The sequence below is a fragment of the Pseudomonas sp. TE6288 genome (assembly GCF_054062095.1).
Genome location: NZ_JBSSEW010000006.1, coordinates 57,352 through 82,419, shown reverse-complemented (window position 1 = coordinate 82,419; position 25,068 = coordinate 57,352). Strand labels below are relative to the sequence as shown.

The 25,068-nt window shown below is 66.6% G+C and carries 21 protein-coding genes; 10 read left to right on the top strand and 11 right to left on the bottom strand.

The genetic code is table 11. The annotated features are described in order from the left end of the window. The first annotated feature begins 5 nt into the window (after positions 1 to 5). The 3 genes from glcF (at position 6) to pdxR (ending at position 3,391) form a co-directional block, all read left to right on the top strand. Positions 6 to 1,244, top strand: coding sequence for a glycolate oxidase subunit GlcF (glcF, locus tag ACVWY1_RS07830; RefSeq protein ID WP_457378079.1), 1,239 nt, complete (start codon positions 6 to 8; stop codon positions 1,242 to 1,244). Between the two features lie 194 nt (positions 1,245 to 1,438). Then, positions 1,439 to 1,777: a hypothetical protein gene (locus ACVWY1_RS07825; RefSeq protein ID WP_457378078.1), complete on the top strand. Its 339-nt coding sequence runs from the start codon at positions 1,439 to 1,441 to the stop codon at positions 1,775 to 1,777. Between the two features lie 180 nt (positions 1,778 to 1,957). Then, positions 1,958 to 3,391, top strand: coding sequence for a MocR-like pyridoxine biosynthesis transcription factor PdxR (gene pdxR, locus ACVWY1_RS07820; protein ID WP_258700898.1), 1,434 nt, complete (start codon positions 1,958 to 1,960; stop codon positions 3,389 to 3,391). Here pdxR and ACVWY1_RS07815 read toward each other — a convergent pair. Together ACVWY1_RS07815 and ACVWY1_RS07810 are read right to left on the bottom strand one after the other, a co-directional pair. Further along, positions 3,384 to 4,577: a cyanate transporter gene (locus ACVWY1_RS07815; protein WP_457378077.1), complete on the bottom strand. Its 1,194-nt coding sequence runs from the start codon at positions 4,575 to 4,577 to the stop codon at positions 3,384 to 3,386. The genes pdxR and ACVWY1_RS07815 overlap by 8 nt on opposite strands. After that, positions 4,574 to 5,032, bottom strand: coding sequence for a nucleoside deaminase (locus tag ACVWY1_RS07810; RefSeq protein WP_102684944.1), 459 nt, complete (start codon positions 5,030 to 5,032; stop codon positions 4,574 to 4,576). The genes ACVWY1_RS07815 and ACVWY1_RS07810 overlap by 4 nt, the downstream gene beginning before the upstream one ends. Before the next feature lie 198 nt (positions 5,033 to 5,230). Here ACVWY1_RS07810 and ACVWY1_RS07805 point away from each other — a divergent pair, with 198 nt between their 5' ends. Continuing rightward, positions 5,231 to 5,668 carry a carboxymuconolactone decarboxylase family protein gene (locus tag ACVWY1_RS07805; RefSeq protein ID WP_038705936.1) on the top strand — a complete coding sequence of 146 codons (438 nt, stop codon included), beginning with the start codon at positions 5,231 to 5,233 and terminating at the stop codon, positions 5,666 to 5,668. Positions 5,669 to 5,716: 48 nt separating this feature from the next. Here the strand turns inward: ACVWY1_RS07805 and argE are convergent, their stop codons facing one another. Then, positions 5,717 to 6,877 (bottom strand): acetylornithine deacetylase, encoded by a 1,161-nt coding sequence (argE, locus tag ACVWY1_RS07800; protein WP_102684945.1) that lies wholly within the window; start codon positions 6,875 to 6,877, stop codon positions 5,717 to 5,719. Next, positions 6,870 to 7,547: a DUF1028 domain-containing protein gene (locus tag ACVWY1_RS07795; protein WP_139670804.1), complete on the bottom strand. Its 678-nt coding sequence runs from the start codon at positions 7,545 to 7,547 to the stop codon at positions 6,870 to 6,872. Before ACVWY1_RS07795 ends, argE begins: the two co-directional genes overlap by 8 nt. 256 nt (positions 7,548 to 7,803) lie before the next feature. On the opposite strand from ACVWY1_RS07795, the gene ACVWY1_RS07790 reads away from it, so the two are divergent. Both ACVWY1_RS07790 and ACVWY1_RS07785 read left to right on the top strand, forming a co-directional pair. After that, entirely contained in the window at positions 7,804 to 9,120 is a 1,317-nt protein-coding gene (locus ACVWY1_RS07790; protein ID WP_457378076.1) for a flavin-containing monooxygenase, read from the top strand. Further along, on the top strand, positions 9,120 to 9,536 hold the full coding sequence (locus tag ACVWY1_RS07785; RefSeq protein ID WP_277503700.1) for a RidA family protein: 417 nt from the start codon (positions 9,120 to 9,122) through the stop codon (positions 9,534 to 9,536). The genes ACVWY1_RS07790 and ACVWY1_RS07785 overlap by 1 nt, the downstream gene beginning before the upstream one ends. A gap of 95 nt (positions 9,537 to 9,631) precedes the next feature. Here the strand turns inward: ACVWY1_RS07785 and ACVWY1_RS07780 are convergent, their stop codons facing one another. The 6 genes from ACVWY1_RS07780 to ACVWY1_RS07755 all read right to left on the bottom strand — a co-directional run bounded on the left by ACVWY1_RS07780 (position 9,632) and on the right by ACVWY1_RS07755 (position 18,995). After that, a complete protein-coding gene (locus ACVWY1_RS07780; RefSeq protein ID WP_102684948.1) occupies positions 9,632 to 10,519 on the bottom strand; it encodes a pirin family protein in 888 nt (295 codons plus the stop codon). Positions 10,520 to 10,702: 183 nt separating this feature from the next. After that, positions 10,703 to 12,340, bottom strand: coding sequence for a phosphoglucomutase (alpha-D-glucose-1,6-bisphosphate-dependent) (pgm, locus tag ACVWY1_RS07775; protein WP_102684949.1), 1,638 nt, complete (start codon positions 12,338 to 12,340; stop codon positions 10,703 to 10,705). Between the two features lie 79 nt (positions 12,341 to 12,419). Next, positions 12,420 to 14,675, bottom strand: coding sequence for a helicase C-terminal domain-containing protein (locus ACVWY1_RS07770; protein ID WP_457378075.1), 2,256 nt, complete (start codon positions 14,673 to 14,675; stop codon positions 12,420 to 12,422). After that, the gene (locus tag ACVWY1_RS07765) at positions 14,672 to 16,324 is read right to left on the bottom strand and encodes a VRR-NUC domain-containing protein (RefSeq protein ID WP_457378074.1); all 1,653 of its coding nucleotides are present in this window, start codon (positions 16,322 to 16,324) and stop codon (positions 14,672 to 14,674) included. Before ACVWY1_RS07765 ends, ACVWY1_RS07770 begins: the two co-directional genes overlap by 4 nt. A 79-nt stretch (positions 16,325 to 16,403) precedes the next feature. After that, positions 16,404 to 17,783: a hypothetical protein gene (locus ACVWY1_RS07760; RefSeq protein ID WP_457378073.1), complete on the bottom strand. Its 1,380-nt coding sequence runs from the start codon at positions 17,781 to 17,783 to the stop codon at positions 16,404 to 16,406. Positions 17,784 to 17,969: 186 nt separating this feature from the next. Next, the gene (locus tag ACVWY1_RS07755; RefSeq protein WP_139670793.1) at positions 17,970 to 18,995 is read right to left on the bottom strand and encodes a zinc-dependent alcohol dehydrogenase family protein; all 1,026 of its coding nucleotides are present in this window, start codon (positions 18,993 to 18,995) and stop codon (positions 17,970 to 17,972) included. A 207-nt stretch (positions 18,996 to 19,202) separates the two neighbouring features. Between ACVWY1_RS07755 and ACVWY1_RS07750 the strand changes: the two genes are divergently transcribed. Beyond that, complete coding sequence (locus ACVWY1_RS07750; RefSeq protein ID WP_046855927.1) at positions 19,203 to 20,117, top strand: LysR family transcriptional regulator; 915 nt, start codon at positions 19,203 to 19,205, stop codon at positions 20,115 to 20,117. Positions 20,118 to 20,191: 74 nt separating this feature from the next. Here the strand turns inward: ACVWY1_RS07750 and ACVWY1_RS07745 are convergent, their stop codons facing one another. Continuing rightward, complete coding sequence (locus ACVWY1_RS07745; RefSeq protein WP_457378072.1) at positions 20,192 to 21,250, bottom strand: sigma-54 interaction domain-containing protein; 1,059 nt, start codon at positions 21,248 to 21,250, stop codon at positions 20,192 to 20,194. 293 nt (positions 21,251 to 21,543) lie between these two features. On the opposite strand from ACVWY1_RS07745, the gene ACVWY1_RS07740 reads away from it, so the two are divergent. Genes ACVWY1_RS07740 through ACVWY1_RS07730 form a run of 3 tightly spaced genes read left to right on the top strand, consistent with a single transcriptional unit; the run spans position 21,544 to position 25,064 of the window. Continuing rightward, positions 21,544 to 22,617, top strand: a complete 1,074-nt coding sequence (locus ACVWY1_RS07740; RefSeq protein ID WP_457378071.1) for an ABC transporter substrate-binding protein — start codon at positions 21,544 to 21,546, stop codon at positions 22,615 to 22,617. 11 nt (positions 22,618 to 22,628) lie between these two features. Continuing rightward, positions 22,629 to 23,852 carry a lipase family protein gene (locus tag ACVWY1_RS07735; RefSeq protein WP_457378070.1) on the top strand — a complete coding sequence of 408 codons (1,224 nt, stop codon included), beginning with the start codon at positions 22,629 to 22,631 and terminating at the stop codon, positions 23,850 to 23,852. Between the two features lie 12 nt (positions 23,853 to 23,864). Beyond that, the gene (locus tag ACVWY1_RS07730) at positions 23,865 to 25,064 is read left to right on the top strand and encodes an LLM class flavin-dependent oxidoreductase (RefSeq protein WP_457378069.1); all 1,200 of its coding nucleotides are present in this window, start codon (positions 23,865 to 23,867) and stop codon (positions 25,062 to 25,064) included. Positions 25,065 to 25,068: the final 4 nt, after the last annotated feature.

Sequence of the window (25,068 nt, the reverse complement as noted above, 5' to 3'; positions counted from 1 at the left end):
ACGGCATGCAAACCCGACTGAGTGACTCCGCCCGCCACCTGGCCCGCGCCGACGAAGCCGAGCGCATCCTGCGCTCTTGCGTGCACTGCGGCTTCTGCACCGCCACCTGCCCCACCTACCAGTTGCTCGGCGACGAGCTGGACGGCCCACGTGGGCGCATCTACCTGATCAAGCAGGTGCTCGAAGGCGAACCGGTCAGCACCAGTACCCAGATGCACCTGGACCGTTGCCTGAGCTGTCGTAATTGCGAGACCAGCTGCCCCTCCGGGGTGCAGTACCACAACCTGCTCGACATCGGCCGCGCCATGGTCGACCGCCAGGTGCCGCGGCCGTTGGCCCAGCGCCTGCTGCGCAGTGGCTTGCGTGCGGTAGTGCCGAGGCCGGCGCTGTTCAGGGCCCTGCTGCACAGCGGCCTTGCCCTGCGCCCCCTGCTTGCGGCCAACCTCAAGGCCAAGCTGCCGCAGCGGATCGCCGCCGCCGGCCAGCGCCCGTCAGCAGGGCACGCTCGCCGCGTCTTGCTGCTTGAAGGTTGCGTGCAGCAGGCGCTCTCACCCAATACCAACGCCGCCACCGCACGCCTGCTCGACCGCCTCGGCATCAGTGTCGAACCGATAGCCGAGGCCGGTTGCTGCGGCGCCGTGGACTATCACCTGGATGCCCAGGCACGCGGCCTGGAGCGTGCCCGACGCAACATCGACGCCTGGTGGCCGGCCATCGAGGCCGGCGCCGAGGCCATCGTGCAGACCGCCAGCGGCTGCGGCGCATTCGTGCGCGACTATGGTCACTTGCTCGAAGGCGACCCACGCTATGCCGACAAGGCCGCCAAGGTCAGCGCGCTGTCCCGTGACCTGGTGCAGGTGCTGCAGGCCGAGCCACTGGAGCAACTGGGGGTGTGCGCCGAGCAACGCCTGGCCTTTCACTGCCCGTGTACCTTGCAGCACGCGCTCAAGCTCGGCGGCGCGGTGGAAAGCCTGCTGACGCGCCTGGGCTTTCACCTCACCCCGGTGCCCGATGGCCACCTGTGCTGCGGCTCGGCCGGCACCTATTCGCTGACCCAGCCGACGCTGGCGCGGCAATTGCGCGATGATCGCCTGCATGCCCTGGAGAGCGGCAGCCCACAGGTCATTGCCACTGCCAACATCGGTTGCCAGGTGCACCTTGGAAGCGCTGGGCGAACACCGGTGCGGCACTGGGTCGAGATCGTCGAGGCGGCGCTCGATCCCAAGCCTTCTGACGGGGCATGAACGGACTCGGCAACAGGCGCTGGAGCTGACGCGGATCAAGGCGATGTTCAACCTCCTGCCTATATTTTCGGAACCCTCCTACCAAAAGCAAGGACGCTTCTTGATTGTTGCCACACCCTTGGCAAAACATCATCCGACCTGGAGACGTTACGGTCGCCCCGACGCGGCCAACCCCATCCAGACGAGGCCATGCCATGCCCACACACGACCGCCCCACCCGCGAACTGCGCCATACCCTGCGCCAGTTGCTGGCCCATGAAGTCAGCAACCCCGACGACAACCCGAACCTGTCGGGCGTGCGCTTCTTCTGCGCCACCGACGAGCACACCCGCCAACTGATCGAGCGCGTCGAGCTGCTCGCCAGCGAGGCCTTTTTCGACGCCAAGGGCCGCGCCATCCCCGCCCGCATGCGCGAGGCCACGGTGGATGGCGTATGCATCAGGCAGAAACGCAAGGCCTGCAACGACCAAACGGTGATCCGCATCGCGCTGCCCGAAAAAGGCTACATCACCATCAGCACCGCCCGACTTTGATCGCCTGTATGCGCCTCATCGCTGGCAAGCCAGCTCCCACAAGGAAGGCACCGGGCTCGAAGTCGGCGCGGTCGGTGTGGGAGCCGGCTTGCCGGCGATGGGCCGCAAAGCGGCCCTACTTGCAGCCACCGCAATAAACCCCGAAGCTTCTACATCCCTGCGCTTCGGACCCTTCCCACGATGGAACTGCACATCCGCCTCGAGGGCCGCAAAGGCCTTGCCGAGCAGCTCTACCGGCAACTGCGCGCCGGCATCGACAGCGGCCACCTCGCCGCCGGCACGCAACTGCCGCCCACCCGCCTGCTGGCCGAACAGCTGGGGGTCTCGCGCAAGACCGTGGCCGAAGCCTATTCACGCCTGACCTACGACAACCTGCTCAGCGGCGTGGTTGGCCGCGGCACCTTCATTACCCCACGCCGCACCTTGCGCCAGAGCGACAACGAGCACATTCCGCTGGCCGCCGCCGACACCCTCGAAGGCTGGCGCCAGCGCGCCACGGTACTGGCCCAGCGGGCGCTGGACGCGCCTTCGCGCTATGACTTCATCGGCGGCGCCTCGAGCAAGTCGCAGTTCCCCTACGATCAGTGGCGCAGTTGCATGAACTACGCCCTGCGCCGCAGCCAGCGGCACCCCGAGCGGCAGTTTTCCGCCCAGGGCCTGCCCGAACTGCGCGAGGCCATCACCCATCACATTGCCTTCACCCGCGGCATCCAGTGCGCGCCCAGTGATGTGCTGGTGTGCAACGGCGCCCAGCAGGCCCTGGACCTGATTGCCCGGGTACTGGTCGAGCCCGGCTGCAAGGTGGCCATGGAAGACCCGGGCTACCCACCGGCCCGGCAGTTGTTCCAGGCCTTGGGCGCACGCCTGCAGTCAGTGCCGGTGGACGACCAGGGATTGTGCGTGGAGCAGATCGAGGATGGCACCCGGCTGATCTACGTGACCCCCTCGCACCAGTTCCCGCTGGGCATGCCCATGGCCGTGCCACGGCGCGAGGCGCTGCTGGCGCGAGCTGCCGCGCTTGGCGCGCTGATCATCGAGGATGACTACGACTGCGAGTTCCGCTACCAGGGGCCTGCCGCCGAGGCCCTGCAACGCATGGACCGGCATGGCCTGGTGGCGTATGTCGGGACGTTCTCCAAGACCCTGCTGTCCGAGCTGCGCCTGGGCTATGCGGTGCTGCCGCCCGCCGTGCTACAGGCCGCCTGCGTGGCCAAGCACCTGAGCGACTGGCACAGCCCGACCCTGCAGCAATGGGCGCTGGCGCGGTTCCTTGGCGAAGGCCACCTGAACAAGCACATCCGCCGTTGCCACGAGGTGTACAGCGCCCGCCGCGAGCGGATCCTGGCGCGGCTTGGCGGCGACCTGGCGCCGTGGTTCGACGCGGTGCCGACCAGCGCCGGTTTTCACCTGAGCGCACTGGCCAAGCCTGGAGTGGATGTCGAGTTGCTGATCAGCCTGGCGCGCAAGGTGGAGGTGGGCCTCTACTCCCTGGCCCCGTTCTTCAGCGAAGCCCCGGTGCGGCCGGGGCTGCTGCTGGGCTTCGGCGCCATCGAGCTGCTGGATATCGACCCGGCGCTAGACCGCGTCGCCGACACCCTGCAGCGCCTCAGTTGACCAGCGCTTCAGCGGGCTGCCGGCCACGCGCAATCGCCCTGGCGTAGCCCTTCGGCGCGAAGCACGCGGTCACCAGCAACATCGCCAGCACGGTGCAGGCCAGCAGGGTCCAGGAGGCCTGGAAGTCGCCGCTGACATCGCGCAGCCAGCCGGTGATGTACGGCACGATGCCGGTGACGATGAAGCCCACGCCCTGGACGAACGCCGCGAGGCTGCCGGCCTCGCCGGGGCTGCGCAGGTGCTCCAGGGTCAGCGTCAGGCTGAGGCTGAAGCAGGCTCCCAGGCCCAGGCCGATCATCGCCACCCACAGGCCCATGGCGCTGGCCGGCGCCAGCAGCAGGCCGAGGAAGCCACCGAGCTGGATCAGCAAGGCCAACCACAGGCCGGGCCGGCGATCGACCAGGCGCCGCAGCAGCAATGGCAGACCCAGGGCTCCGCAGACCTGGAAGAGGGTCATCAGGCCGACCAGCTCGCCGCCCCCCTGGACCGTGCCGCCGTGTTCCAGGTGATAGGCCGGCAGCCACGCCACCATGCTGGTATAGCCGCCATTGATCAGCCCGAAGTACAACGCCAGCAGCCAGGCCCTGCGGTTGCCGAACCAGTGCCCGCCACTGCCGGCGGCCAGGCTTGGCGTGAGCTGGCGCGGACGCAGCAGCACCCAGGCGGCCATTGCCAGCAGCGCCGGCAGCGCCCAGAGGCCCAGGCCGAATTGCCAATGGCCAAAGTGTGCGGCAATCGCAGGGCCGAGCACCGCGGCCAAACCACCGCCGCTCATCAACGCCGCCGAATACAGCCCCATGCTCGCCGCCAGGCGGCTGGGGAACCAGCGGTTGACCAGCCCCGGCATCATGCCCTGCACCACGGCAACGCCCAAGCCGGCGACCACGGCGCTGGCGATCAACGCCCAGGCGCTGTCCAGCTGCAGGCGCCACAGGCAGGCCAGGGCAATGGCCGCAAGCCCTGCGAGCATGCCGCCATGCTCGCTCAGCCAGCGCCGCAGCCAGGGTTGCAACAACGGGATCAGGCCCATGCACAGCACCGGCAACGCAGTCAGCAACGCCGCCTGCTGGTAACCCAGGCCGGTGCCCTGGCGCATGGGTTCGAGCAAAGGGCCGATGCTGGTGAGGATCGGCCGCAGGTTCAGGGCCAGCAGCACCACCAGCAACAGGTTCAGCGCGCCCCTCATCCTTGGCTGGCCTGCTGCCATTCACGGTACAGGCCGCCCTCACCCACGGGTTTCATCGGGCGCAGGGGCAGGCTCTGCTGCTGCGGCGGGCGGGCCATCTGCGCATACACCGCGGCGGTGGACAACCCATAGGGCTCGCCCTCGTCGTTGTCGTAAGCGAACCAGGCACGCTCGATGCCACACAGGTGCATGGCTGCCAGGCACATCGGGCACGGGTGGCCGCTGGCATAGATCTCGGCGCCCTCCAGGCGCGGCCGGCCGAGCACCTGGGCGGCCTGGCGGATGGCCTGCATCTCGGCGTGGCTGGTCGGGTCCTGGGTGCTGTGGATCTCGTTGACGGCGCGGGCGATCACCTGCCCCTGGTAGACCAGCACGGCGCCGAACGGGCGGCCGCCGGCCTGGATATTGGCGCGGGCCAGCTCGAGGGCCTCGCGCATGTAGCGATCTGCGGACATGAAACGGTTCTCCGGTATTGACCCGGCCATTATCCCGGCTGCGACGCGCCGACAGAAATGAAGAGATTGGATGCCTGTCAGTGGCCATCCAAATGCGCGATTGGCCTCCTGGCAAAGCGCGGGATTGGCTATTCGGCACGGCGCGACGCGGCGCTAAGGTAGTGCCACTTGCCACCTGAACACCTTTGGAGCCTCACCATGCATGACCGTATCGAATGGGCCAAGCACTCGCCGGAAGCCTACAAGGCCATGATCGGCCTCGAACAGGCGCTGGTCGCCTCCGGCCTGGAACACTCGCTGCTGGAGCTGATCCGCCTGCGCGCCTCGCAGGTCAATGGCTGCGCCTACTGCGTCAACATGCACGCCAACGATGCGCGCAAGGCCGGTGAAACCGAGGCGCGCCTGCAGACCCTGAGCGTCTGGCGCGAGACCCGCTACTTCACTCCCCGCGAACGTGCCGCCCTGGCCTGGGTCGAGAGCCTGACCCGCCTCCCAGAGCGCGGCGCGCCGCAAGACGAGTACCAGGCGTTGCTCGAGCACTTCAGCGCCAAGGAAATCGCCAACCTGACCTTGGCCATCGCCACCATCAATGCCTGGAACCGCTTCGGCGTGGGCTTTGCGATGGTGCCGGCTTAAGTCAACCGGGTCCCCGCCCCTGCCGGGGCGGGTTTGCATCGCCATCGATCATGCCTGCGTCAGGTACTCGACCAAGCGCCGCAGCATCGCATCGCAGCCACGCAACTGCTCGACGCTGACGAACTCATCGGGCTTGTGCCCCTGCTCCATGCTCCCCGGCCCGCAAACCACGGTGGGAATCCCCGCCTGGTCGAACAACCCGCCCTCGGTGCCGAACGCCACCGTGCCGAAGTCATCCGAGCCACTGAGCAACGCCACCAGTTGCGCGGCCTCGCTGGCGGCAGGCGTGGCCAGCCCCGGGTAGGCGCTCAATGGCCGCAAGCGAATCGCACTGGCCGCATTCACCGCACGCATGCGCGGCAGCAGCTCGGCCTCGGCGTAGGTTTGCAGGCGGTCGGCCACCGCCTGGGCTTCAAAGCCTGGCAAGGCGCGTACTTCGAAGTCGAATTCGCATTCCTCGGGAACGATGTTCAACGCCCGTCCACCCTTGATCACCCCGGTCTGCACTGTGGAGAACGGCGGGTCGAAACGCCCGTCGTGATGCTCGGGATGCGCCAGCTCATCACCGATCTCGCCCAGTTTGCCGATCAACCGCGCCGCGTACTCGATAGCGTTGACCCCATAGGGGGCATAGGCCGAATGGCAGGCGGCACCGTGCACCTCGCAGCGCATGGCCAGCTTACCCTTGTGGCCGAGCACCGGCTTGAGCTCGGTGGGCTCGCCAATCAGGCACAGCCGCGGCTTGTGCGGGCGCTGCGCCACGGCCGCCAACATCGAACGCACGCCCAGGCAGCCGACTTCCTCGTCATAGGAGAACGCCAGGTGCACCGGCATCTTCAGGGGTTGGGCAAGAAACGCCGGCACCGCCGCCAGCACCGAGGCGATGAAGCCCTTCATGTCGGCCGTGCCACGGCCATACAGGCGCCCGTCGCGCTCGCTCAGGCGAAACGGTTCGACGCTCCAGGCCTGGCCGTCGACCGGCACCACATCGGTGTGCCCGGACAGCACCACGCCGCCCCGGTCAAGCGGGCCTATCGTGGCGAACAGGTTGGCCTTGGTGCCTTCATCGTTGTGGAACAGCTCGCTGTGAACGCCAAACCCGGCTAGATAATCGCGAATGAAGGCGATCAGCTCCAGGTTGGAATCACGGCTCACGGTGGCGAAGCCGACCAGCCGCTCCAGCAGCACGCGACTGCTCGCTTCACTCATCGCCGGGCACTCCGTAGCTGGGCGCGGCGGTCGGGTTCAGCGCGCGGGTCACATAGTCCTGCATCTGCGGGCGATAGGCTTGCCACAGGGAGTCCAGTTCGGCGATCGGGTCCTGCTCGGTCCAGTCCACCCGCAGGTCAACCAGCGGCCAGGTCAGCTCGCCGGCGATTTTCAAGGCCGCCGAGTGCACCGGCCCCGCCTCGCCCCCGGCCGCCATTGCCGCGTGCATGGCCGCCAGCAGACGATCAGCCAGATGGCCACCAGCCTGCTCGAACGCCGCGACCATGGCGGCGATCACCGTCTGCGACGACAGCAGGTTGCCGGCCGCCGCGCATTGCTCACCGGCTACCGCATTGTGCGTGCCCAGCGCCTCCTTGCCGGTGAACAGCGCCACCTGCCCCTGGCTGTCGATCACCGTGACCTGGCGGTATTCGCTCCAGCCATTGGCACTCAGCACCCGGTCCAGCGCCGCGGCAGGCGGCAGCTGGCCTTGTTCCAGGGCATCAAGGATCTGCGGGCCGAGGGCCGGCAAGGTGATGTTCTGCGTGGCCACGGCACCGACCCCGGCGCGCACCCACGGGCAACGGGCGCCGACGGCGATGCTCGAAGAACTGATGGCGATGCCGACCTGGCCGGTTTCCTGGCAGCGGCCGATGATGGAGAAGGTCATGGTGCAGCTCCTGTGTTGAGTTACCGGCATTCTCGGCGGGCCAAGGCAGCGGCGAAACCAACATTTTCCTCGGCACAGGGCAGGAAAAAACTATGGCGATGCGGCGCGCAGCGGTGCCCATCCACCCTTCGCCAATTTATCGGCAAGCCCCAGCTAAATACTATTTTCGCGATTGCCCCCCCATCCCTAGTCTGGCCCCAGGCAAAGGCGGTCCCCACCGACCTGAACAAGAACGCCGCTGAAGAAGGGCTGGGACATGACACTGAACAACATCGAAATCGACACCCTCGTAGTCGGCGCCGGCCAAGCCGGCGTGGCCATGAGCGAACACCTGAGCAAGCTTGGCGTGCCGCACCTGGTGCTGGAGCGCAAGCGCATCGCCGAGGCCTGGCGCACCGGGCGCTGGGATTCGCTGGTGGCCAACGGGCCGGCCTGGCACGACCGCTTCCCGGGCCTTGAATTCGACCTCGACGCCGACGCCTTCGCCGGCAAGGACCAGGTCGCCGACTACTTCGAGCAGTACGTGCGCAAATACAACCTGCCGGTGCGCACCGGCGTCGAGGTCAGGCAGGTGGTGCGCAACGCCGACCGCCCGGGCTTCACCATCGAAACCAACCAGGGCGTGATCCACGCCAACCGCGTGGTGGCCGCCACCGGCCCGTTCCAGCGCCCGGTGATCCCGGCCATCGCGCCAAAGGACGAAGGCCTGCACCAGATCCACTCCGCCGCCTACTACAACCCCGGGCAACTGCCTGAAGGCGCGGTGCTGGTGGTGGGCGCCGGCTCCTCCGGTGTGCAGATCGCCGAGGAGCTGATGCGCGCCGGGCGCCAGGTGTACCTGTCGGTGGGCGCCCACGACCGCCCGCCGCGCAGCTACCGCAACCGTGATTTCTGCTGGTGGCTGGGCGTGCTCGGCGAATGGGATGCCGAGATCGCCAAGCCCGGCCGCGAGCATGTGACCATCGCCGTGTCCGGCGCCCGTGGCGGCCACACCGTGGACTTCCGCGCCCTCGCCCACCAGGGCATGACCCTGGTCGGCCTGACCCAGTCGTTCGAGGGCGGCGTGGCGCGCTTCCAGGACAATCTGGCCGAGAACATCAACCGTGGCGACGAGAACTACCTGGCCCTGCTGGACGCCGCCGACGCCTATGTCGAACGCAACGGCCTGGACCTGCCGCCGGAGCCTGAAGCACGCAAGCGCCTGCCCGACCCGGCCTGCGTCAGCAACCCGCTGCGCGAGCTGGACCTGGCCCAGGCCAACGTCAACACCATCATCTGGGCGACCGGCTACGGCGTGGACTTCAGCTGGCTGCAGGTGGACGCCTTCGACGCCAATGGCAAGCCGCAGCACCAGCGTGGCGTGTCGAAAGAACCAGGCGTGTACTTCCTCGGCCTGCCCTGGCTGTCGCGCCGTGGCTCGTCGTTCATCTGGGGCGTGTGGCACGACGCCAAGCACGTCGCCGGTCACATCGCCACCCAGCGTACCTACCTGGCTTACCGCGACCGCGAGCAGCGCACGGCGGATGAGCAGCAACCCTCGATCAGCAACGTCAGCACCTTCGGAGCCCACTGATGCCTACTCACACTCGCATCCGCATGTTCAACACCAAGGCCACCTACCCCAACCAGACCCTGGACAACGACCTGTGCCAGGCGGTGCGCGCCGGCAACACCATCTACGTGCGCGGGCAGGTCGGCACCGATTTCGAAGGCCGCCTGGTCGGCCTGGGCGACCCGCAGGCGCAGACCGAACAGGCGATGAAGAACGTCAAGCAGTTGCTTGAAGAGGCAGGCTCGGACCTGTCGCATATCGTCAAGACCACCACCTACATCACCGACCCACGCTTCCGCGAGCCGGTGTACAAGGAAGTGGGCAAGTGGCTCAAGGGCGTGTTCCCGATTTCCACCGGGTTGGTGGTGGCGGGGTTGGCGCAGGCCGAGTGGCTGATGGAGATCGATGTGATCGCGGTGGTGCCGGATCAGCTGTGATCGTCTGAAAAAGCAATCGCCGGCAAGCCGGCTCCCACAGGGACAGCATAGATCCTGTGGGAGCCGGCTTGCCGGCGATTGGAGTCAACGCCTTGTCATTGTCGGACGCCGCGCTCGGTACCTCCCATCTGCCCAAACCGCCCGGCCTGGAAATCATCGAACGATTCGGCGATCTCGGCCTGACTGTTCATCACGAACGGGCCATACCCGACGATGGGCTCATCGATCGGCTCGCCGCTGAGCAGCAGTACGCTGACGTCCGCCAGTGCCTCGAGGCGCACGCCGTCACCGTCGCGCTCCAGCAATACCAGGCTGGCCGCACCGGCTTCGCGCTCATCGTTGACCCGCAGCGTGCCGCGCAGCACCACCAGCGCGGCATTGCGCCCGGCGGCCACCGGCAGTTGCAGCGTGGCACCCGCCTTCAAGCGCAGGTCCCAGACGTCCATCTCGGTAAAGGTGCGCGCCGGCCCCTGCTGGTCAAGGTAACGCCCGGCGATCACCCGCAGGCTGCCCGCCTCGCCTTCCAGTGTCACCACGGGAATGTCGTTGGCCAACAGCGTCTGGTAGCCCGCTGCGGCGCGCTTGTCCCTGGCTGGCAGGTTGACCCACAGCTGCACCATCTCCAGCGTGCCGCCGCGCTGGGCGAATGCCGGGGAATGGAACTCCTCGTGGATGATGCCGCCCGCGGCGGTCATCCATTGCACGTCGCCCGGCCCGATCAGACCGCCCGCGCCAGTGGAGTCGCGGTGCTCCAGCTCGCCCTGGTAGACGATGGTGACGGTCTCGAAACCGCGGTGCGGGTGCTGGCCGACACCACGCCGTGCAGTGGTCGGGGCGAAGTCATGCGGCCCGGCATAATCGAGCAGCAGGAACGGGCTGATATGCCGCGCCAGGTGGTCGTAGGTGAACAGGCTGCGCACCGGGAAACCGTCGCCCACCCAGTGGGCGTTGGGGCTGCGGTGGATACCCTGGATCTTTTTCATGAGAAGCCTCCTGTTGATGGGTTACACCTTACAGATGAGGCCAATACTGCGGTAGATAGCTGAAATGGCATGGATCGTTCCATCAGTGGAACAACCAAACGACTCTCGGGGCAAGCCCGCTACCACGCCTGAACGAAGCAGACAGTGGGAGCAGGCTTGCCCCGCGATGCGTATCAGCGTCGATCAGGCGATCGCCGCGTCCACCAGCACTTGGGCTTCGGCCACCAGGCGCTTGAGGTGCGCCTCGTCGATGAAGCTTTCGGCGTAGATCTTGTAGATATCCTCGGTACCGGACGGCCGCGCGGCGAACCAGCCGTTCTCGGTCATCACCTTCAGGCCGCCAATGGCCTGGTTGTTACCCGGCGCATGGCTGAGGATCTGCTGGATCGGCTCGCCGGCAAGCTCGGTGGACTTGACCTGCTCCGGCGCCAGTTTGCTCAGCAACGCCTTCTGCCGAGCGTCGGCCTTGGCCTCGACACGGGTGGCGTACGGCTTGCCCAGCCTGGCGGTCAGGTCGGCGTAGATCTGGCTCGGGTTGCGCCCGGTGCGGGCGGTCATCTCGGCCGCCAGCAGCGCCGGAATCAGGCCGTCCTTGTCGGTGGCCCAGACAGAGCCGTCCTTGCGCAGGAACGAGGCGCCCGCGCTCTCTTCGCCACCAAAGCCCAGCGAGCCGTCGAACAGGCCCTGGGCGAAGAACTTGAAGCCCACCGGCACTTCGTAAAGCTCACGGCCCAGGCCAGCGGTGACGCGGTCGATCAGGCCGCTGGAGACCACGGTCTTGCCCACGGCGGCATCGCTGCGCCATTGCGGGCGGTTGCGGTACAGGTAGTCGATTGCCACGGCCAGGTAGTTGTTCGGCTGCAGCAGGCCATCGGCGGTGACGATGCCGTGGCGGTCGTGGTCCGGGTCACAGGCGAAGGCCACGTCGAACCGCTCGCGCAGGCCGATCAGGCCTTGCATGGCGTAAGGCGAGGACGGGTCCATGCGGATCTGCCCGTCCCAGTCGACGGTCATGAAGCGGAAGGTCGGATCGACCTCGGTGTTCACCACTTCCAGGTTCAGCTGGTAATGCTCGGCGATGGCCGACCAGTAGCGCACGCCGGCACCGCCCAATGGATCGACGCCCAGGCGCAGGTTGGCGCTGCGGATCACGTCGAAGTCGATGACGTTTTCCAGGTCGGCGACATAGCTGCTCACGTAGTCGTGGCGCTGGGTGGTCGGCGCCACCAGCGCCTGCTGGTAGTCCATGCGCTTGACGCCGGCCAGGTTCGCCGCCAGCAGCTCGTTGGCCTTGGCCTCGATCCACTTGGTCACATCGCTGTCGGCCGGGCCGCCGTTGGGCGGGTTGTACTTGAAGCCGCCGCTCTGCGGCGGATTGTGCGACGGGGTGATGACGATGCCGTCGGCCAGGCCCTGCTGGCGGCCACGGTTATAACAAAGGATGGCATGGGACACTGCCGGGGTCGGCGTGTACTCGTCGTCCTTGCTCAACATCACCTGCACGCCGTTGGCGGCCAGCACCTCCAGGGCGCTGGCGGCGGCCGGGGCGGACAACGCGTGGGTATCGGCACCGATGAACAACGGGCCGTCGATGCCTTGCGCCTGGCGATACAGGCAGATGGCCTGGGTGATCGCCAGCACATGGTATTCGTTGAAGCTCAGTTCGAACGAAGTGCCGCGGTGGCCCGAGGTGCCGAAGGCCACGCGCTGGGCCGCCACCGCGGCGTCGGGACGGCCGGTGTAGTAAGCGGTCAACAGGCGGGGGATATCGACCAGCACGCTGGCCGGAGCCGGCTTGCCTGCCAAAGGACTGAGCGTCATGCGGAACCTCGAAATCAACGGATGTTGGTGTTGGAACGCGCAGTGTACTGGGAGTTTCAGCGCCAGGCGATGGCGGCGTTCACGCCAGTTGCCACCAGCCGGGGAACATCTGCCGAACCCGTGGTTCGGCAAAGCGCTCGTCGATCAGCACCAGCACACCCCGGTCGTGGTCGCCGCGGATCACCCGGCCCGCGGCCTGGATCACCTTGCGCACCCCAGGATAGAGATACGCATAGTCGAAACCGGCGCCGAACTGGCGGCCCAGACGCTGCTTGAACTGTTCGTTGACCGGGTTGACCTGGGGCAGGCCGAGGGTGGCGACGAAAGCGCCGATCAAGCGGCTGCCCGGCAGGTCGACACCCTCGCCGAAGGCGCCACCGAGCACGGCGAAACCCACCCCCTGCCCGTGCTCCACGAAACGCGCCAGGAAGGCCTCGCGGTTGGCCTCGTCCATGCCGGGAGACTGGCGCCAGATGGGTAGCGCCGGGTAGCGTTCAGCCAGCAGTCGCGCCACCTGTTCGAGGTACTCGAAGCTGCTGAAGAAGGCCAGGTAGTTGCCCGGCTGGCCAGCAAACTGAGCGGCGATCAGCTCGACGATCGGCGCCAGTGAGGCATGGCGCTGCTGGTAGCGGGTAGACACCTCGCTGACGATGCGCACCTGCAACTGCTCGGCGCGAAACGGCGCGGCGACTTCCAGCCAGGCAGTGTCAGCCGGCATGCCCAGCAGATCGGTGTAGAAGTGCCGGGGATTCAGGGTCGCGGAAAACAGCGTGACGCTGCGCGCCGCGCTCATGCGGGGGCCCAGCAGCCGGGCAGGCACCACGTTGCGCAGGCACAACGTGGCCAGGCGCCGCCCACGGGGGCCGTTGCGCGGACTGATATCGAACAGGAAGTGCTCATCGAACAGCTCGGCGATACGGCTGAACTGCAAGGCCTGGAGGTAGAACTCCAGCACCTTGGGCTCGACCTCGGCAGGCGCCTGGTTCATGCGCTCCTGGATCAGCCCGATGCACTGCTGCAGGGCGCGCAGGAAGGCGTCGGGCAGCTGTTCGCTCGCCTGGTAGGGCGCGACCTGCGCCTTGTACAACGCGTTCCATTGCCGATTCAGCCGGTCCAGGGCGCTGCCCAGCCCGGCCGGCTTGGCCTGGCGCAGTGCCAGCAACTGGCCCTGGTCGAGGCTGGCGCTGTACATCTGCCGCCCGCGCTCGACCAGGTTGTGCGCCTCGTCCACCAGCACCGCCGTGCGCCACTGGTTGGCCTGGGCCAGGCCGAACAGCAATGCATGGGCGTCGAAGTAGTAGTTGTAGTCGGCCACCAGCAGGTCGACCCAACGCGCCATCTCCTGCCCCAGGTAATAGGGGCAGACCTGGTTTGCCAGGGCCACCTCGCGCAGGCTGGCGCGGTCGAGCAGCGGCACCTGCGCGGCCGCTTCACGGGCGGCGGGCAGGCGGTCGTAGAAGCCCCGCGCCAAGGGGCAGGACTCACCATGGCAGGCGTTTTGCGGATACTCGCAGGCCTTGTCGCGGGCGATCAGCTCCAGGCTGCGCAGGGCCGGCTGCGGCGACGCCTGTGTAATCTGGCGCAGCGCATCGAGGGCCAGGGCCCGGCCCGGGGTCTTAGCCGTGAGGAAGTAGAGCTTGTCCAACTGCTGCGGCACCACGGCCTTGAGCAGCGGAAACAGAGTACCGAGGGTCTTGCCAATGCCGGTGCTGGCCTGGGCCATCAGGCACCGGCCGGTGCTCACCGCCTTGTACAGGGTCTCGGCCAGTTGCCGCTGGCCTTGACGGAACGCAGGGTAAGGAAAGGACAGGGCCTGCAGGCCCAGGTCACGTTCGGCCAGGCGTCGTTCCTGCGCCTGTGCCCAGGCCAGGAAGCACTGGCATTGGGCCTCGAAAAAGCGCCTGAGGTCGTCGGCGGCGTAATGCTCGTTGATCACGGTCTGGCCGTCGCTGTCGACGTCCAGATAGACCAGCGCCACATCGATCGCCGGCAATTGCCGCGCCTGGCACAGCAACCAGGCGTAGACCTTGGCCTGGGCCCAGTGCAGTTGGCGGTGATTGTCGGGCTGACGGGCGAGGTCGCCGCGATGGGTCTTGATCTCTTCCAGCCGGTTGCGTGCCGGGTCGTAGCCATCTGCACGGCCGCGCACCCTCAGGCCTTGGTACTCGCCCTCCAGCGCCACCTCCGACTCATAGCCGGCGCCGCGCTTGGCCACCACCCGGCGGTGCCCGTCAATGCCCTCCTGGGCGCTGGGCGACGGCGTGAAGCGCAGGTCGAGGTCGCCGACCTTGGCGCTGAATTCGCACAGGGCGCGCACGGCCACGGTGTAGCTCATGCCGGCGTAGCCTGCCAGCGCACATGGCAGACCGCCACCGGCAACCCGTGGGCGTGGCAGAACTCGAGCCAGCGCAGCTGGTTGTCCTGCAGGCGGTCGCCCGGCCCCTTGACCTCGACCATGCGATAGCCGCCCTGCCCCGGCCAGAACTGGATAAGGTCGGGCATGCCGGCGCGGTTGGCGCGGATGTCCTGCAGCAAACGCAGGAAGCAGGCTTTCAAATGCTCGGGCGGCAGGTGCTCGAGTGCCTGTTCGAGCAGTGGCTCATCGAGCATCTGCCAGAACACAAACGGCGACTGCAGGCCTTGCTTGGCCGCATGGCAGGCCCGAATGGCCTCACGGTGACTGCCATCGTCGAGCCGGCCCAGGCAGGTTGCGAACTGCTCGGCGCGGCGCAGTTGGAAGTCCGTGTCATGCAGGTCCTGGGGCCCGGCCTGGAATGGGTTGAAGAAAGCACCTGGTACCGGTGCGAAGATCGCCTCCCAGCACAGCAGGCCGAACAGGCTGTTGAACAGGGTGTTCTCGACGTAGTGAACAGCCCCGCCCTGCTGCTCCAGATACAGACGCACCGCCTCTTCCACCCCCAGTGCCGCCATCGCGGCCGGCAGCTCCAGCTCGATGAGCGTGACCGCGCTCGTGCGCCGACGCGGTTGTGGCGGGCCGCCGAGCTTGCGCGCCAACCGTGGCAACATGCGCTCCAACGCCTGGCATTCCAACGCGTTGGCAGGCGCCTGGGCCATGGCCTGGGCCAATGCGAGTGCCGGCTGCCACTGCTCGCTGCGCTCGTATACCCGGACCTGGCGGATGCGCGCCTCGGGGTGGGCGCAGTCGGCATAGACCTGCAACGCCAGGTCCCAGTCGCCAGCACGCTCGCATTGCTGGCCGATGCTGAACAGCAGCCGCGCCCGACGACGGACCAACCAGGGGTTGCTGTGGTCAAGACCCGCGAGTGCCGCGAGCAGTTCGGCGGGCGCGGCGCCCTGCTCGAGGCGCTCGGCGCACTGGTGCAGGGCTATGGCCAGGTCGACCTCGCTACGCTGGCGCAAGGCCCGCGAGTCGGCGCTGAACGCCACCTGTTCGTAACGGAACACGCCCAGATCGGCCAGCACGAAATCGGACCAGCTCTGGTACAGGTTGCCAAAGAACAACAGCCGCAGCCGGTCGCATAATGGCTGCCGGCTCCAGTGCAGGATCAGCGTCGGGAAATCGGGGCACCACTGTGCCAGGGGCCTGGGCGCCAGCTCGAGTGCCTGCAACTGTTCCAGCAATTCGGCCTTGCTGGCCCGAGGCCGGGGAATTTTCCCGGCGAAAAGCCCGGCCAGCTCATCCTTGCGCAGCAAAGCCCACAATTGCTCGACGGCCAACGGTGCGTCGGCTGTTACCCAGCCCAAAGCCAACAGCGGCACCAGGGCCGCGTCGGCATCACCGATCTCGGCGTAGTCGAGCTTGTCCTTGCGAAACCACTCGCCCTTGCGCATGACCATCCGTACCAGCAGCGCCTGCGCTGACACAGGCAACTCGCCGAACACCTGGATGAAACGGTGCTCATCGCGGTCCAGCAGGTCGGCGTAGCGTTGCCCGACCCAGCTCAGGACCTGACGGAAGTTATACAGGTAGTACAAGGGATCATCGACAGAATGGGCGATCACGGTGCAAGTCGGGCGCGGGGGAACAAGCACTGGTTATACATACAGACCGCCTACTGGGGCAAGTGCGCTGGATCAACGGTCACGCGCTGCTCCACGAACCGGCCGGCAGCGGCCGCAGCCACAGGTCGCGCCGCCCCAGCAACTGATACAGGCGCCGTGCCTGGCTGCCGAGCGTGCCGGCGTACAGCGCCCGCAACTGCGCGAGCTGCAGGCCGCTGGTATCCACCAGCCACTGGCTGACAGGCTCCGGACAAGGCTGGCCCTGCAGGGCACGGTGCAGGTATGGCAACGCGACGCGCATACCGGGATGGCAGCGCAGCACGAAGGCTTCGAGGTTGTGCCCCTGCGCGTCGAAGGGGGTGAACAACTGGCAGACCAGTTGCGCTTCATTGACGCCATAGGCCGCAAGCAGCCGCGCCTGGGCCTCGTCGCGCAAGGCCCGCCCCTGCGGCCAGGCCACCGCCGGCTGGCGCAAACGCTGGTAGAACGCCTGCGCGCCCTCGCGGTAGGTACGCTGCTCGAGGTACTGCGCCTTGAGGCCATGCAGGTGGGCCAGCGGCAAAGGGTCGAACAACCCTGCCGGCCCCTGGGCATGCCAGGCCTGCGCCTCCTCCCGCCCGAGCATGCGGTCAAGGTGCCCGCCGTCATCGGGATGGCGCAGCAGATCCTCCACCGTCATCAGGTGGGTATCGCCCCAGGGCTGATCGTGCATGGGCGCTGTCGGCGACTGCCAAGGGTCGGACAGCATCTGGTGCAGCTGTTCGACACCGGCGGCCAGGACGCTGTGGGGTGTCACGGTGTGCGCGACCTCCCCGCTATGGCGCAGGCAACGCCGCCCCCAGGCCAGCAGGCGGTGGCGCTGGGCAAGCGGCGCGGCGCTGACCAGGAGCTGCTCGCCGTCTTGTCCACCCAGCACCTGCCCAAGGCTGGCCCCCACATCCAGATACCCCCTGGCGCCGAGCAAAGCCCCGGGCTGCCCGCCGGCGAGGTGCCCGAACAGCAGCCAGGCGTTACCTGCGGCGGCCAATTGTTCGACCGAACAGGCCTGTCGAGCACCAAATGGGCCAAGCTGCCCGCCATCGGCGCGCAACAGCTCCACCCGTGGATCATCGTGCAGGAACAGTGCGCTGAAGCAACGGTCGTGAAGGGCCAGGGCGGTGTCGTCGAGGGTGGGCAGGCGGGCCGCCAGCACCCGCAGGCGGAAGGTGGCGGCGTGGCGAATGGCGATACTCAGTTGCGCGGCGCGCAGGCAGGCCAGCAAATGCGCGCTGCGCCGGTCCACGCCGTGCAGGGCTAGTACCCGCAGGTTGCCGATGTATTCCTGGCCGCCAGCGATGACCAGCAGGCGCTGGATCAGCAACTGCACCGAGGCGCGCTGGGCCTGGCTCATGTGCTCCAGCAGGCGCTGCAGGACCTGCTGGTAGATATAGTGCATGGCTTGGTCGTGGGTCTCGGTCATGCTATCGCTCCATCTCCCTGACGGCTTCGAATTGAAGTCCGATTCTGGCAGATGAATAGCTGACCGGGCTTGAAGGAAACTTCCCAAAACCGGGTAAGAAAATTAGCTATGTTTAGCAGTGAGGCCACGAACCAAAGCCCGCCCCTACAGGGCGGGCGTCATGCCACGGCGCTGGCGTCGGCAGCGTCAGCCCTGCCCGCCCATGTCCAGCACCACCCGTCCACCGCAAGGGCAGGCGTCCATATGCCGGTGCGCCTCGACCACCTGCTCGAACGGGTACACCTTTATGATCTGCGGTGTCAGCAGCTGGTCGGCGGTGAACTGGTTGATGTCGCGCAAGGCCCGTTGCAACGCCACCTGGTCCTGGGCGATGCCCAGCTCCGGCTTGCCGGTGAAGTTGCCGATGCAGTGCACATGGAACTGGATGTTCTTCTGGAACGCCGCGCAGGCCGGGAACGGCGTCTGGTTGCCGCCCTGCAGGCCATACAGCACCAGGCTGCCGCGCGGTGCCAGGACATCGCCGAGCAGCGACATCTGCGGGCCGCCCATGCCGTCGAGGACCATGTCCACGCCACGGCCATCGGTGTACTTGCCGATCTGCATCAGCAGGTCCTGCTCCTCGGTGACGATCACCTTGTCCGCGCCCAGGCCCAGCAGGTACTCACGCTGCTCGGGTTCCTTGGTGGCGGCGAACACCTTCAACCCCAGGGCCTTGCCCAGCTGCACGAAAGCCGGCCCGGCGCAGTGGCTGGCGTCGGTGACCAGCGCGGTCTGCCCGGCCTTGGCCCGGGCCAGGTCGACATAGGCGAAGTAGGCGATCAGCAGCGGGGTGTAGTGCACGCTGGCCTCGATCGGGGTCAGCACGTCCGGATAACGGGTGATGGCGCTACGCGGCAGCACGATCACGTCACCGTAGACCGGGTGGTCGTTGGGGCTGGTGGCCGGGAAGCTGGCGACCCGGTCGCCCACCGCGATATCGTCCACGCCCTCGCCGACCGCGGTGACCACGCCGGCCATCTCATGGCCGATACCCGCCGGCAGCCGCGCCTGGGACGGCGCCAGGTTCTGCCGCCAGAGCACGTCGTACCAGCTGATGCCGATCGCCTCGACGCGGATCTGCACCTCGCCGGTGGCCGGGGACGGTTCGGCCTGCTCCTCGCAACGGAGCACATCGGCCTGGCCGAACTTGTGGAAACGGATCATGCGGGACATCGCATACCTCGCCTTTGTGAATCTCGTATTACCACGGACTTTATCCGGGCTTTCACGGTTGGACCATCAGTGGCTGTTAATAGTCGACATGCCTGTCATTGATTGGGCCCCTGACAAATCTGTGCATTGGCACCCGGAAATCGGTGCAGGGTACCAGCCTTTGGCCTTAAGATTCACCCCTGCCCCACTTCAGGCGAGCCGCATCGAATGAATCGTAACGACTTGCGTCGCGTAGACCTCAACCTGCTGATCGTGTTCGAGACGCTGATGCACGAACGCAGCGTGACCCGCGCCGCCGAGAAACTGTTCCTCGGCCAGCCGGCGATCAGCGCCGCGCTGTCGCGCCTGCGCAACCTGTTCGACGACCCGCTGTTCGTGCGTACCGGCCGCAGCATGGAGCCGTCGGCGCGCGCCCACGAGATCTTCGCCCTGCTGTCGCCGGCGCTGGACTCGATCTCCACCGCCGTCAGCCGCGCCGCCGAGTTCGACCCGGCCACCAGCAACGCGGTGTTTCGCATCGGCCTGTCGGATGACGCCGAATTCGCCCTGCTGCCCCAGCTGCTCAAGCGCATCCGCGCCGAGGCGCCCGGCATCGTGCTGGTGGTGCGCCGGGTCAACTACCTGCTGATGCCCACCCTGCTGGCCTCCGGCGAAATCTCGGTGGGCGTGAGCTACACCAGCGACCTGCCGGCCAACGCCAAGCGCAAGGTGCTACGCCGCAGCATGCCCAAGCTGCTGCGCGCCGACAGCATGCCCGGCAACATCACCCTGGACGACTTCTGCGCCCGCCCCCATGCGTTGGTGTCGTTCGCCGGCGACCTGTCCGGGTTCATCGACGAGGCGCTGGAGGAGATCGGCCGCAAGCGCCATGTGGTGCTGGCCGTGCCGCAGTTCAACGGCTTGGGGAGCTTGCTGGCGGGGACCGATATCGTCGCCACGGTGCCGGATTACACCGCCGATGCCCTCACGGCAGCGGGCGGCCTGCGGGCCGAGGACCTGCCGCTGGAAGTGCGCAGCTTCGAGCTGCACATGGCCTGGCGCGGGGCGCAGGATAATGATCCGGCGGAGCGGTGGTTGAGATCGCGGATACAGATGTTCTTCGGCGACCCCGATAGCCTCTGATCAAGCTCCACCAAGCAAAACACAGCCTTCAAATACATCTACCAATTTGGAGATAACAACGATCTATCCAGCCATCATGCCTTAGACAGCTCGCCAATCTTCTCCAGCCGCGCCCGCACGATATTGCGGCTGATGCTCAGCAAGCGCCCGGTCTGCAGCTGATTGCCGTGGCAGTACCGATACGCCGCCCTGAACACAGTCTCCTCGATATGCTCATACAAGTTCGGGACATTCTGCTCGAATAGCGCCAGCAAAGCGCTTTCCAATTCCGGCGGTGCCGCGCTCGCTGCCGGCAAGTAAGCCTGTGCAACAGGCGCCGCCACCTGTGGCCGGATATCGACCAAGTGCAGATCCGCCGGTGCCACCACCTGATACCGGCACACCAGCAACGCATGGTGAATGGCATTTTCCAGCTCGCGGATGTTGCCCGGCCAGCTATGCGCCAGCAACTTGCGCTCGGCATCCGGGCTCAGCGCTGCCCGTTCGTAACCCAGCCGTCGGCAATGTTCTTCGATGAAGAATTCCGCCAGCGGCAGGATGTCTCCTGGCCGCTCCCGCAAGGGCGGCAGGCGTATCGTTGCGACGTGCAGGCGGTAGAACAAATCCTCTCGAAAATGCCCTGCCACCACCGCGTCAGCCAGGTTGACGTTGGTTGCCGCCACCAGCCGCACGTTGATCGGTATCGGCGTACGTGAGCCCAGGCGCACCACCTCACGCTCCTGCAGCACGCGGAGCAACTTCACCTGCATGTTCAACGGCAGGTCGCCGATTTCGTCGAGGAACAGCGTGCCGCCATTGGCCGCCTCGAACCAGCCGGCCTTGTTGCTGGTAGCGCCCGTAAAAGCGCCTTTCTCGTGGCCGAACAACTCGCTCTCCACCAGGGTTTCGGCAAAGGCGCCGCAGTTCACCGCCACGAACGGCTCACGCCCACGGCGGCTAAGGTGGTGGATATGACGGGCGACGAGCTCCTTGCCGGTGCCGGTTTCGCCGATGATCAGGGTATTGGCCTCGCTGGGCGCCAGGCGCTCGATGCGGCTGAGCAGCTCCTGGGAGCGCGGGTCCTTGAACACGAGCACAGTGGCGCGTACCGACTTGGTCAGCTCGCGGGCATTTGGGTGGGTGATCAGCGACATGGGGGCATTCCTGGCAGTTGACGCGCAGGCCCATAGTGCATGAAACAAATTAGATCAAAAAATTATTAATTAGCATTTGAATATTCGAATTGGAAATATTCGATTTTTCAACAATCGACTGCTGCTACAGCAGCAATCCGCCAGCACTGCCCTGCCCGCCGATCAGCAGCCCCTGCCCTTCACGTCCATTTCCCTTTGGCTGGAGGCCCTGTAGATAAAGGGCTGTAGCCACCTAACAGCATGCTGGCATGCATTTCGCTCCTGGCCTGTGGAACCTTTGCCTGGAGCTGCACATGAACAATCCCTGGCGTCACGCCCTCGCCCTGCTGGGCGGTCTGTTCCTCAGCCTGGCTGCGCTGGCAGCCGAGCCACCGGCGGCGGTGCGCATCGCCATCGTCGCCTTCACCCAGGGCGGCGCGCCGGTGTTCGGTGGCATCCCTGGGCGGGTGATCGAAGAAGGCTGGCTGGAACAACAACTGGCCGCCCGCGGCGTGAAACTGCAATGGACCGCCCTGCCGCATGCCGGCGCCGGGCCGCAGATCAACGAAGGTTTCAGCAACGACAGCCTGGACTTTGCCGTGCGCGGCGACCTGCCCTCGGTCATCGCCGGTGCCGGCCAGGTGCCGGGCAAGCTGGTGGTGCCGGGCGGCAGCGGCAACAACATCTACCTGGTGGTGCCGAGCAATTCCACGGCACGCAGCATCCAGGACCTTAAGGGCAAACGCCTGGCGCTGCACCGCGGCCGGCCATGGGAATTCGCCTTCAGCAATTTCCTGCAGAGCCAGGGCCTGCAACTGAGCGATTTCAAGATCGCCAACCTCAACCCGCAGGTCGGTGCCGCTGCGGTGTCTGCCGGTAAAGTGGATGCCGCCGTGCTGCTCAACGAAGCCTACGCCCTGGAAGACAAAGGCGTGGCGCGCATCCTCTGGTCGACCAAACAAGGCGCCAACGACTGGCGGCTGGTCTCCGACCTCTGGGGCACTGACCGCTTCGTGCAGCAGCACGCCGACCTGACGCAATTGGTGGCCACCGCCTGGGTGCGCGCGGCCTGGTGGATCTCCCAGGAGCACAACCGCGACGCCTACTACGCGCTGTCTTCGCGCGCCGGCGTCAGCGAAAGCGTGCTGCGCCGTGACGACCAGGACGATCCGGTGGCCTGGAAGGCGCGCTGGGCACCGAAAAGCGATGCCCAGCTCAAGGCTCACTACGACGCCCTTGGCCAGTACGCCTTGGCCAACCGGCTGATCCGCACCCCCTACGACATTACCAGCGACCTGGCCACGGGCTTTACCCGCCAGGCGTTGATCGACCTGCAACTGACCCCCTACTGGCCATCCATCGACACCCAGATCAGCCAACACCCTTGAGAGACTTTCCCATGAAACTGCCTGCTTCGCTCGTCTTCGGTCTAAGCGCCCTGGCCCTGTCCATCGGCGCCATGGCCGCCGAAACCTACGCCCCCAAACCAGACCCGCAACAGGGCGATGGTCGTGTGTCGGCCTTCTACACCTGGACCAAGGCCATCCCCGCTACCCCCGGCAAACTGCTGCGCAGCGAACCGCTGGAGCAGGCGCTCAGCCTGCCCAATGCCGCCAGCGCGCAACGCCTCCTTTACACCTCGCTCGATGGTATCGACGGCAAGACCCCAATCGTGGTTTCCGGTGCGCTGTTCATCCCCAAAGGCAAGGCACCAGCGGGCGGCTGGCCGGTCGCCAGCTGGGGCCATGGCACCGTCGGCGTGGCGGATATCTGCGCGCCGTCCTGGGCAGGCCGCAGCTACCGCGACGTGCAATACCTCAATCGCTGGCTCGATGAAGGCTATGCCATTGTCGCCACTGACTATCAGGGCCTGGGTGTGCCGGGCGGCCACCCGCTGCTGAACAACCGCATGGCCGCCTACGGCATTCTCGATGCGGCCAAGGCCGTGGTCGCAGGCGTGCCGGGGCTGGCCGACAAGGTGTTGATCATCGGCCAGTCGCAAGGGGGGGCCGGGGCCTTTGCCGCCGGGGCCTATGCGGCGACGTACGCGCCCAAGCTGGGCGTCAAGGGCAGTATCGGCACGGGTGTGATCTACACCGTGGGCGCGAAGAATGTGGGCGAACAGGACCAGGACAAGGTCGACCCGGCCCTGGCCTACGGCTTCTATACCCTGCTCGCCGCACAGCAGTATGACCCGAGCATCGATCCGCGCGACTTCTACACCGACAAGGCCTTGCCGCTGTTCGAGCAAGCGCGTACCAGTTGCCTGTCAGCATTGGTCAGCGACGTGGTCGGTACCGGCCTTACCCCGGCCAACGCCAAGAAAGACTACAAGGGCGACCAGCTCAAGCCATGGCTGGCGCAGGTGTCGTACCCGACCCTGAAGCTTGCCCAGCCGATCTTCATTGGCACCGGCGCCGAGGACAAGACCCCCGCTGCCACCACTCAGGTCGCGCTGATGCAGGATGCCTGCAAAGCCGGCTCGGTGGTGCAGGGCCACCTCTACAAGGGCCTGGGCCATAGCGAAACGGTGAATGCGTCGCTTAAGGACTCCATCCCGTTCGCGCGCCAGGTCATCAGCGACCAGCCGGTCACCCCCAATTGCAGCCCAAGCGTCCAGTAAGGAGGCCAGCCCATGAGCATCGAATTCTTTACCCGCCTGCCCTTGCATGGCGAAACCCAGTTTCTCCCCGGCGACCCGCGCAACCGCGGCGACTGGCATGCGGGCGGGCCCAGCACCGGTGCGGTGTCGGGGTTTGCCGTGGGTGACCACTTCACCTATATCGACTACCTCGGTCAGATCGCCCGTGCCGCAGAAATAAACGGCTTTGGCGGCGCGCTGATGGTCAATGCCCCCACTGGCGAAGAGCCGTGGACGGTGTGCTCGCTACTGGCCCGGGAAACCCGCTCGCTGAAGTTCGTCACTGCGTTCCAACCCTATCACTACACCCCATGGGTGGCCGTGCAACAGGCCGCGACCTACCAGCGCGCCACCGGCAACCGCCTGGTGTGGAACATCATCAACGGCGGCTCGGATGCCATCCAGCGCCAGGTCGGCGACTTCGAAGACCATGACCAGCGCTATGCCCGCGCCACCGAGTTCATGGACGTGGTGCGCGGCTACTGGCACCACGAGCAGTTCCATTACCAAGGCACTTACTACCGCGCCGAAGGCGGTGGCCTGCGCGGGCCGCTGAAAAAGGCCGAGCTGCCGCTGATCTGCACGGCCGGCTCGTCGGTGGCAGCACGGGAGTTCGCCGCCAAGCACGCCGACTTCTACCTGATGCGCGCTGAACACCCGGACGAGATTGCCGCGCTGATCGCAGATATCCGCGCCCGCGCGTTGAAGTGGGGCCGCACCGATATTCGCTTCGGCCTGTCCATCGACGTGATCGCCCGCGAAACCGAAGACGCAGCACTGGCCGAGGCCAAGCGGTTCTTCGACGAAGGCGTGGCCAAGGGCACGGTCAAGGCGCGCGCCGCCCACGCCGGCCTGCGCACGGCGCGCAAGCTGAGCTACGAGCATGGCTACAACGACAAGGACGAGCAACAGGCCTTCGACGACTTCTTCATCCACCCCAACGTGTGGACCGGCTTCGGCTACATCGGCATCCCGCCGGGCTGCGCGCTGGTGGGCAGCTACGCCAACGTGGTGGCGCGTATCCGCGAGTACCACGGCATCGGTGTCGATCTGTTCTTCCTTGCCGGCTACCCGCACCTGGAAGAAGCCTACCGTATCGGTGAGCACATCCTGCCGCACTTTCGTGAGCAGCGTGCAGCCCTTGCCCGCCCGGTAGCCGCACCCGTGCCACTGCACGCCAGCAACGGAGCCTGACGCC

Excerpts from the sequence above, each read along its gene's own strand:
- glcF (WP_457378079.1), top strand. The coding sequence starts at position 6 with ATGCAAACCCGACTGAGTGACTCCGCCCGCCACCTGGCCCGCGCCGAC.
- ACVWY1_RS07825 (WP_457378078.1), top strand. The coding sequence starts at position 1,439 with ATGCCCACACACGACCGCCCCACCCGCGAACTGCGCCATACCCTGCGC.
- pdxR (WP_258700898.1), top strand. The coding sequence starts at position 1,958 with ATGGAACTGCACATCCGCCTCGAGGGCCGCAAAGGCCTTGCCGAGCAG.
- ACVWY1_RS07815 (WP_457378077.1), bottom strand. The coding sequence starts at position 4,577 with ATGAGGGGCGCGCTGAACCTGTTGCTGGTGGTGCTGCTGGCCCTGAAC.
- ACVWY1_RS07810 (WP_102684944.1), bottom strand. The coding sequence starts at position 5,032 with ATGTCCGCAGATCGCTACATGCGCGAGGCCCTCGAGCTGGCCCGCGCC.
- ACVWY1_RS07805 (WP_038705936.1), top strand. The coding sequence starts at position 5,231 with ATGCATGACCGTATCGAATGGGCCAAGCACTCGCCGGAAGCCTACAAG.
- argE (WP_102684945.1), bottom strand. The coding sequence starts at position 6,877 with ATGAGTGAAGCGAGCAGTCGCGTGCTGCTGGAGCGGCTGGTCGGCTTC.
- ACVWY1_RS07795 (WP_139670804.1), bottom strand. The coding sequence starts at position 7,547 with ATGACCTTCTCCATCATCGGCCGCTGCCAGGAAACCGGCCAGGTCGGC.
- ACVWY1_RS07790 (WP_457378076.1), top strand. The coding sequence starts at position 7,804 with ATGACACTGAACAACATCGAAATCGACACCCTCGTAGTCGGCGCCGGC.
- ACVWY1_RS07785 (WP_277503700.1), top strand. The coding sequence starts at position 9,120 with ATGCCTACTCACACTCGCATCCGCATGTTCAACACCAAGGCCACCTAC.
- ACVWY1_RS07780 (WP_102684948.1), bottom strand. The coding sequence starts at position 10,519 with ATGAAAAAGATCCAGGGTATCCACCGCAGCCCCAACGCCCACTGGGTG.
- pgm (WP_102684949.1), bottom strand. The coding sequence starts at position 12,340 with ATGACGCTCAGTCCTTTGGCAGGCAAGCCGGCTCCGGCCAGCGTGCTG.
- ACVWY1_RS07770 (WP_457378075.1), bottom strand. The coding sequence starts at position 14,675 with ATGAGCTACACCGTGGCCGTGCGCGCCCTGTGCGAATTCAGCGCCAAG.
- ACVWY1_RS07760 (WP_457378073.1), bottom strand. The coding sequence starts at position 17,783 with ATGACCGAGACCCACGACCAAGCCATGCACTATATCTACCAGCAGGTC.
- ACVWY1_RS07755 (WP_139670793.1), bottom strand. The coding sequence starts at position 18,995 with ATGTCCCGCATGATCCGTTTCCACAAGTTCGGCCAGGCCGATGTGCTC.
- ACVWY1_RS07750 (WP_046855927.1), top strand. The coding sequence starts at position 19,203 with ATGAATCGTAACGACTTGCGTCGCGTAGACCTCAACCTGCTGATCGTG.
- ACVWY1_RS07745 (WP_457378072.1), bottom strand. The coding sequence starts at position 21,250 with ATGTCGCTGATCACCCACCCAAATGCCCGCGAGCTGACCAAGTCGGTA.
- ACVWY1_RS07740 (WP_457378071.1), top strand. The coding sequence starts at position 21,544 with ATGAACAATCCCTGGCGTCACGCCCTCGCCCTGCTGGGCGGTCTGTTC.
- ACVWY1_RS07735 (WP_457378070.1), top strand. The coding sequence starts at position 22,629 with ATGAAACTGCCTGCTTCGCTCGTCTTCGGTCTAAGCGCCCTGGCCCTG.
- ACVWY1_RS07730 (WP_457378069.1), top strand. The coding sequence starts at position 23,865 with ATGAGCATCGAATTCTTTACCCGCCTGCCCTTGCATGGCGAAACCCAG.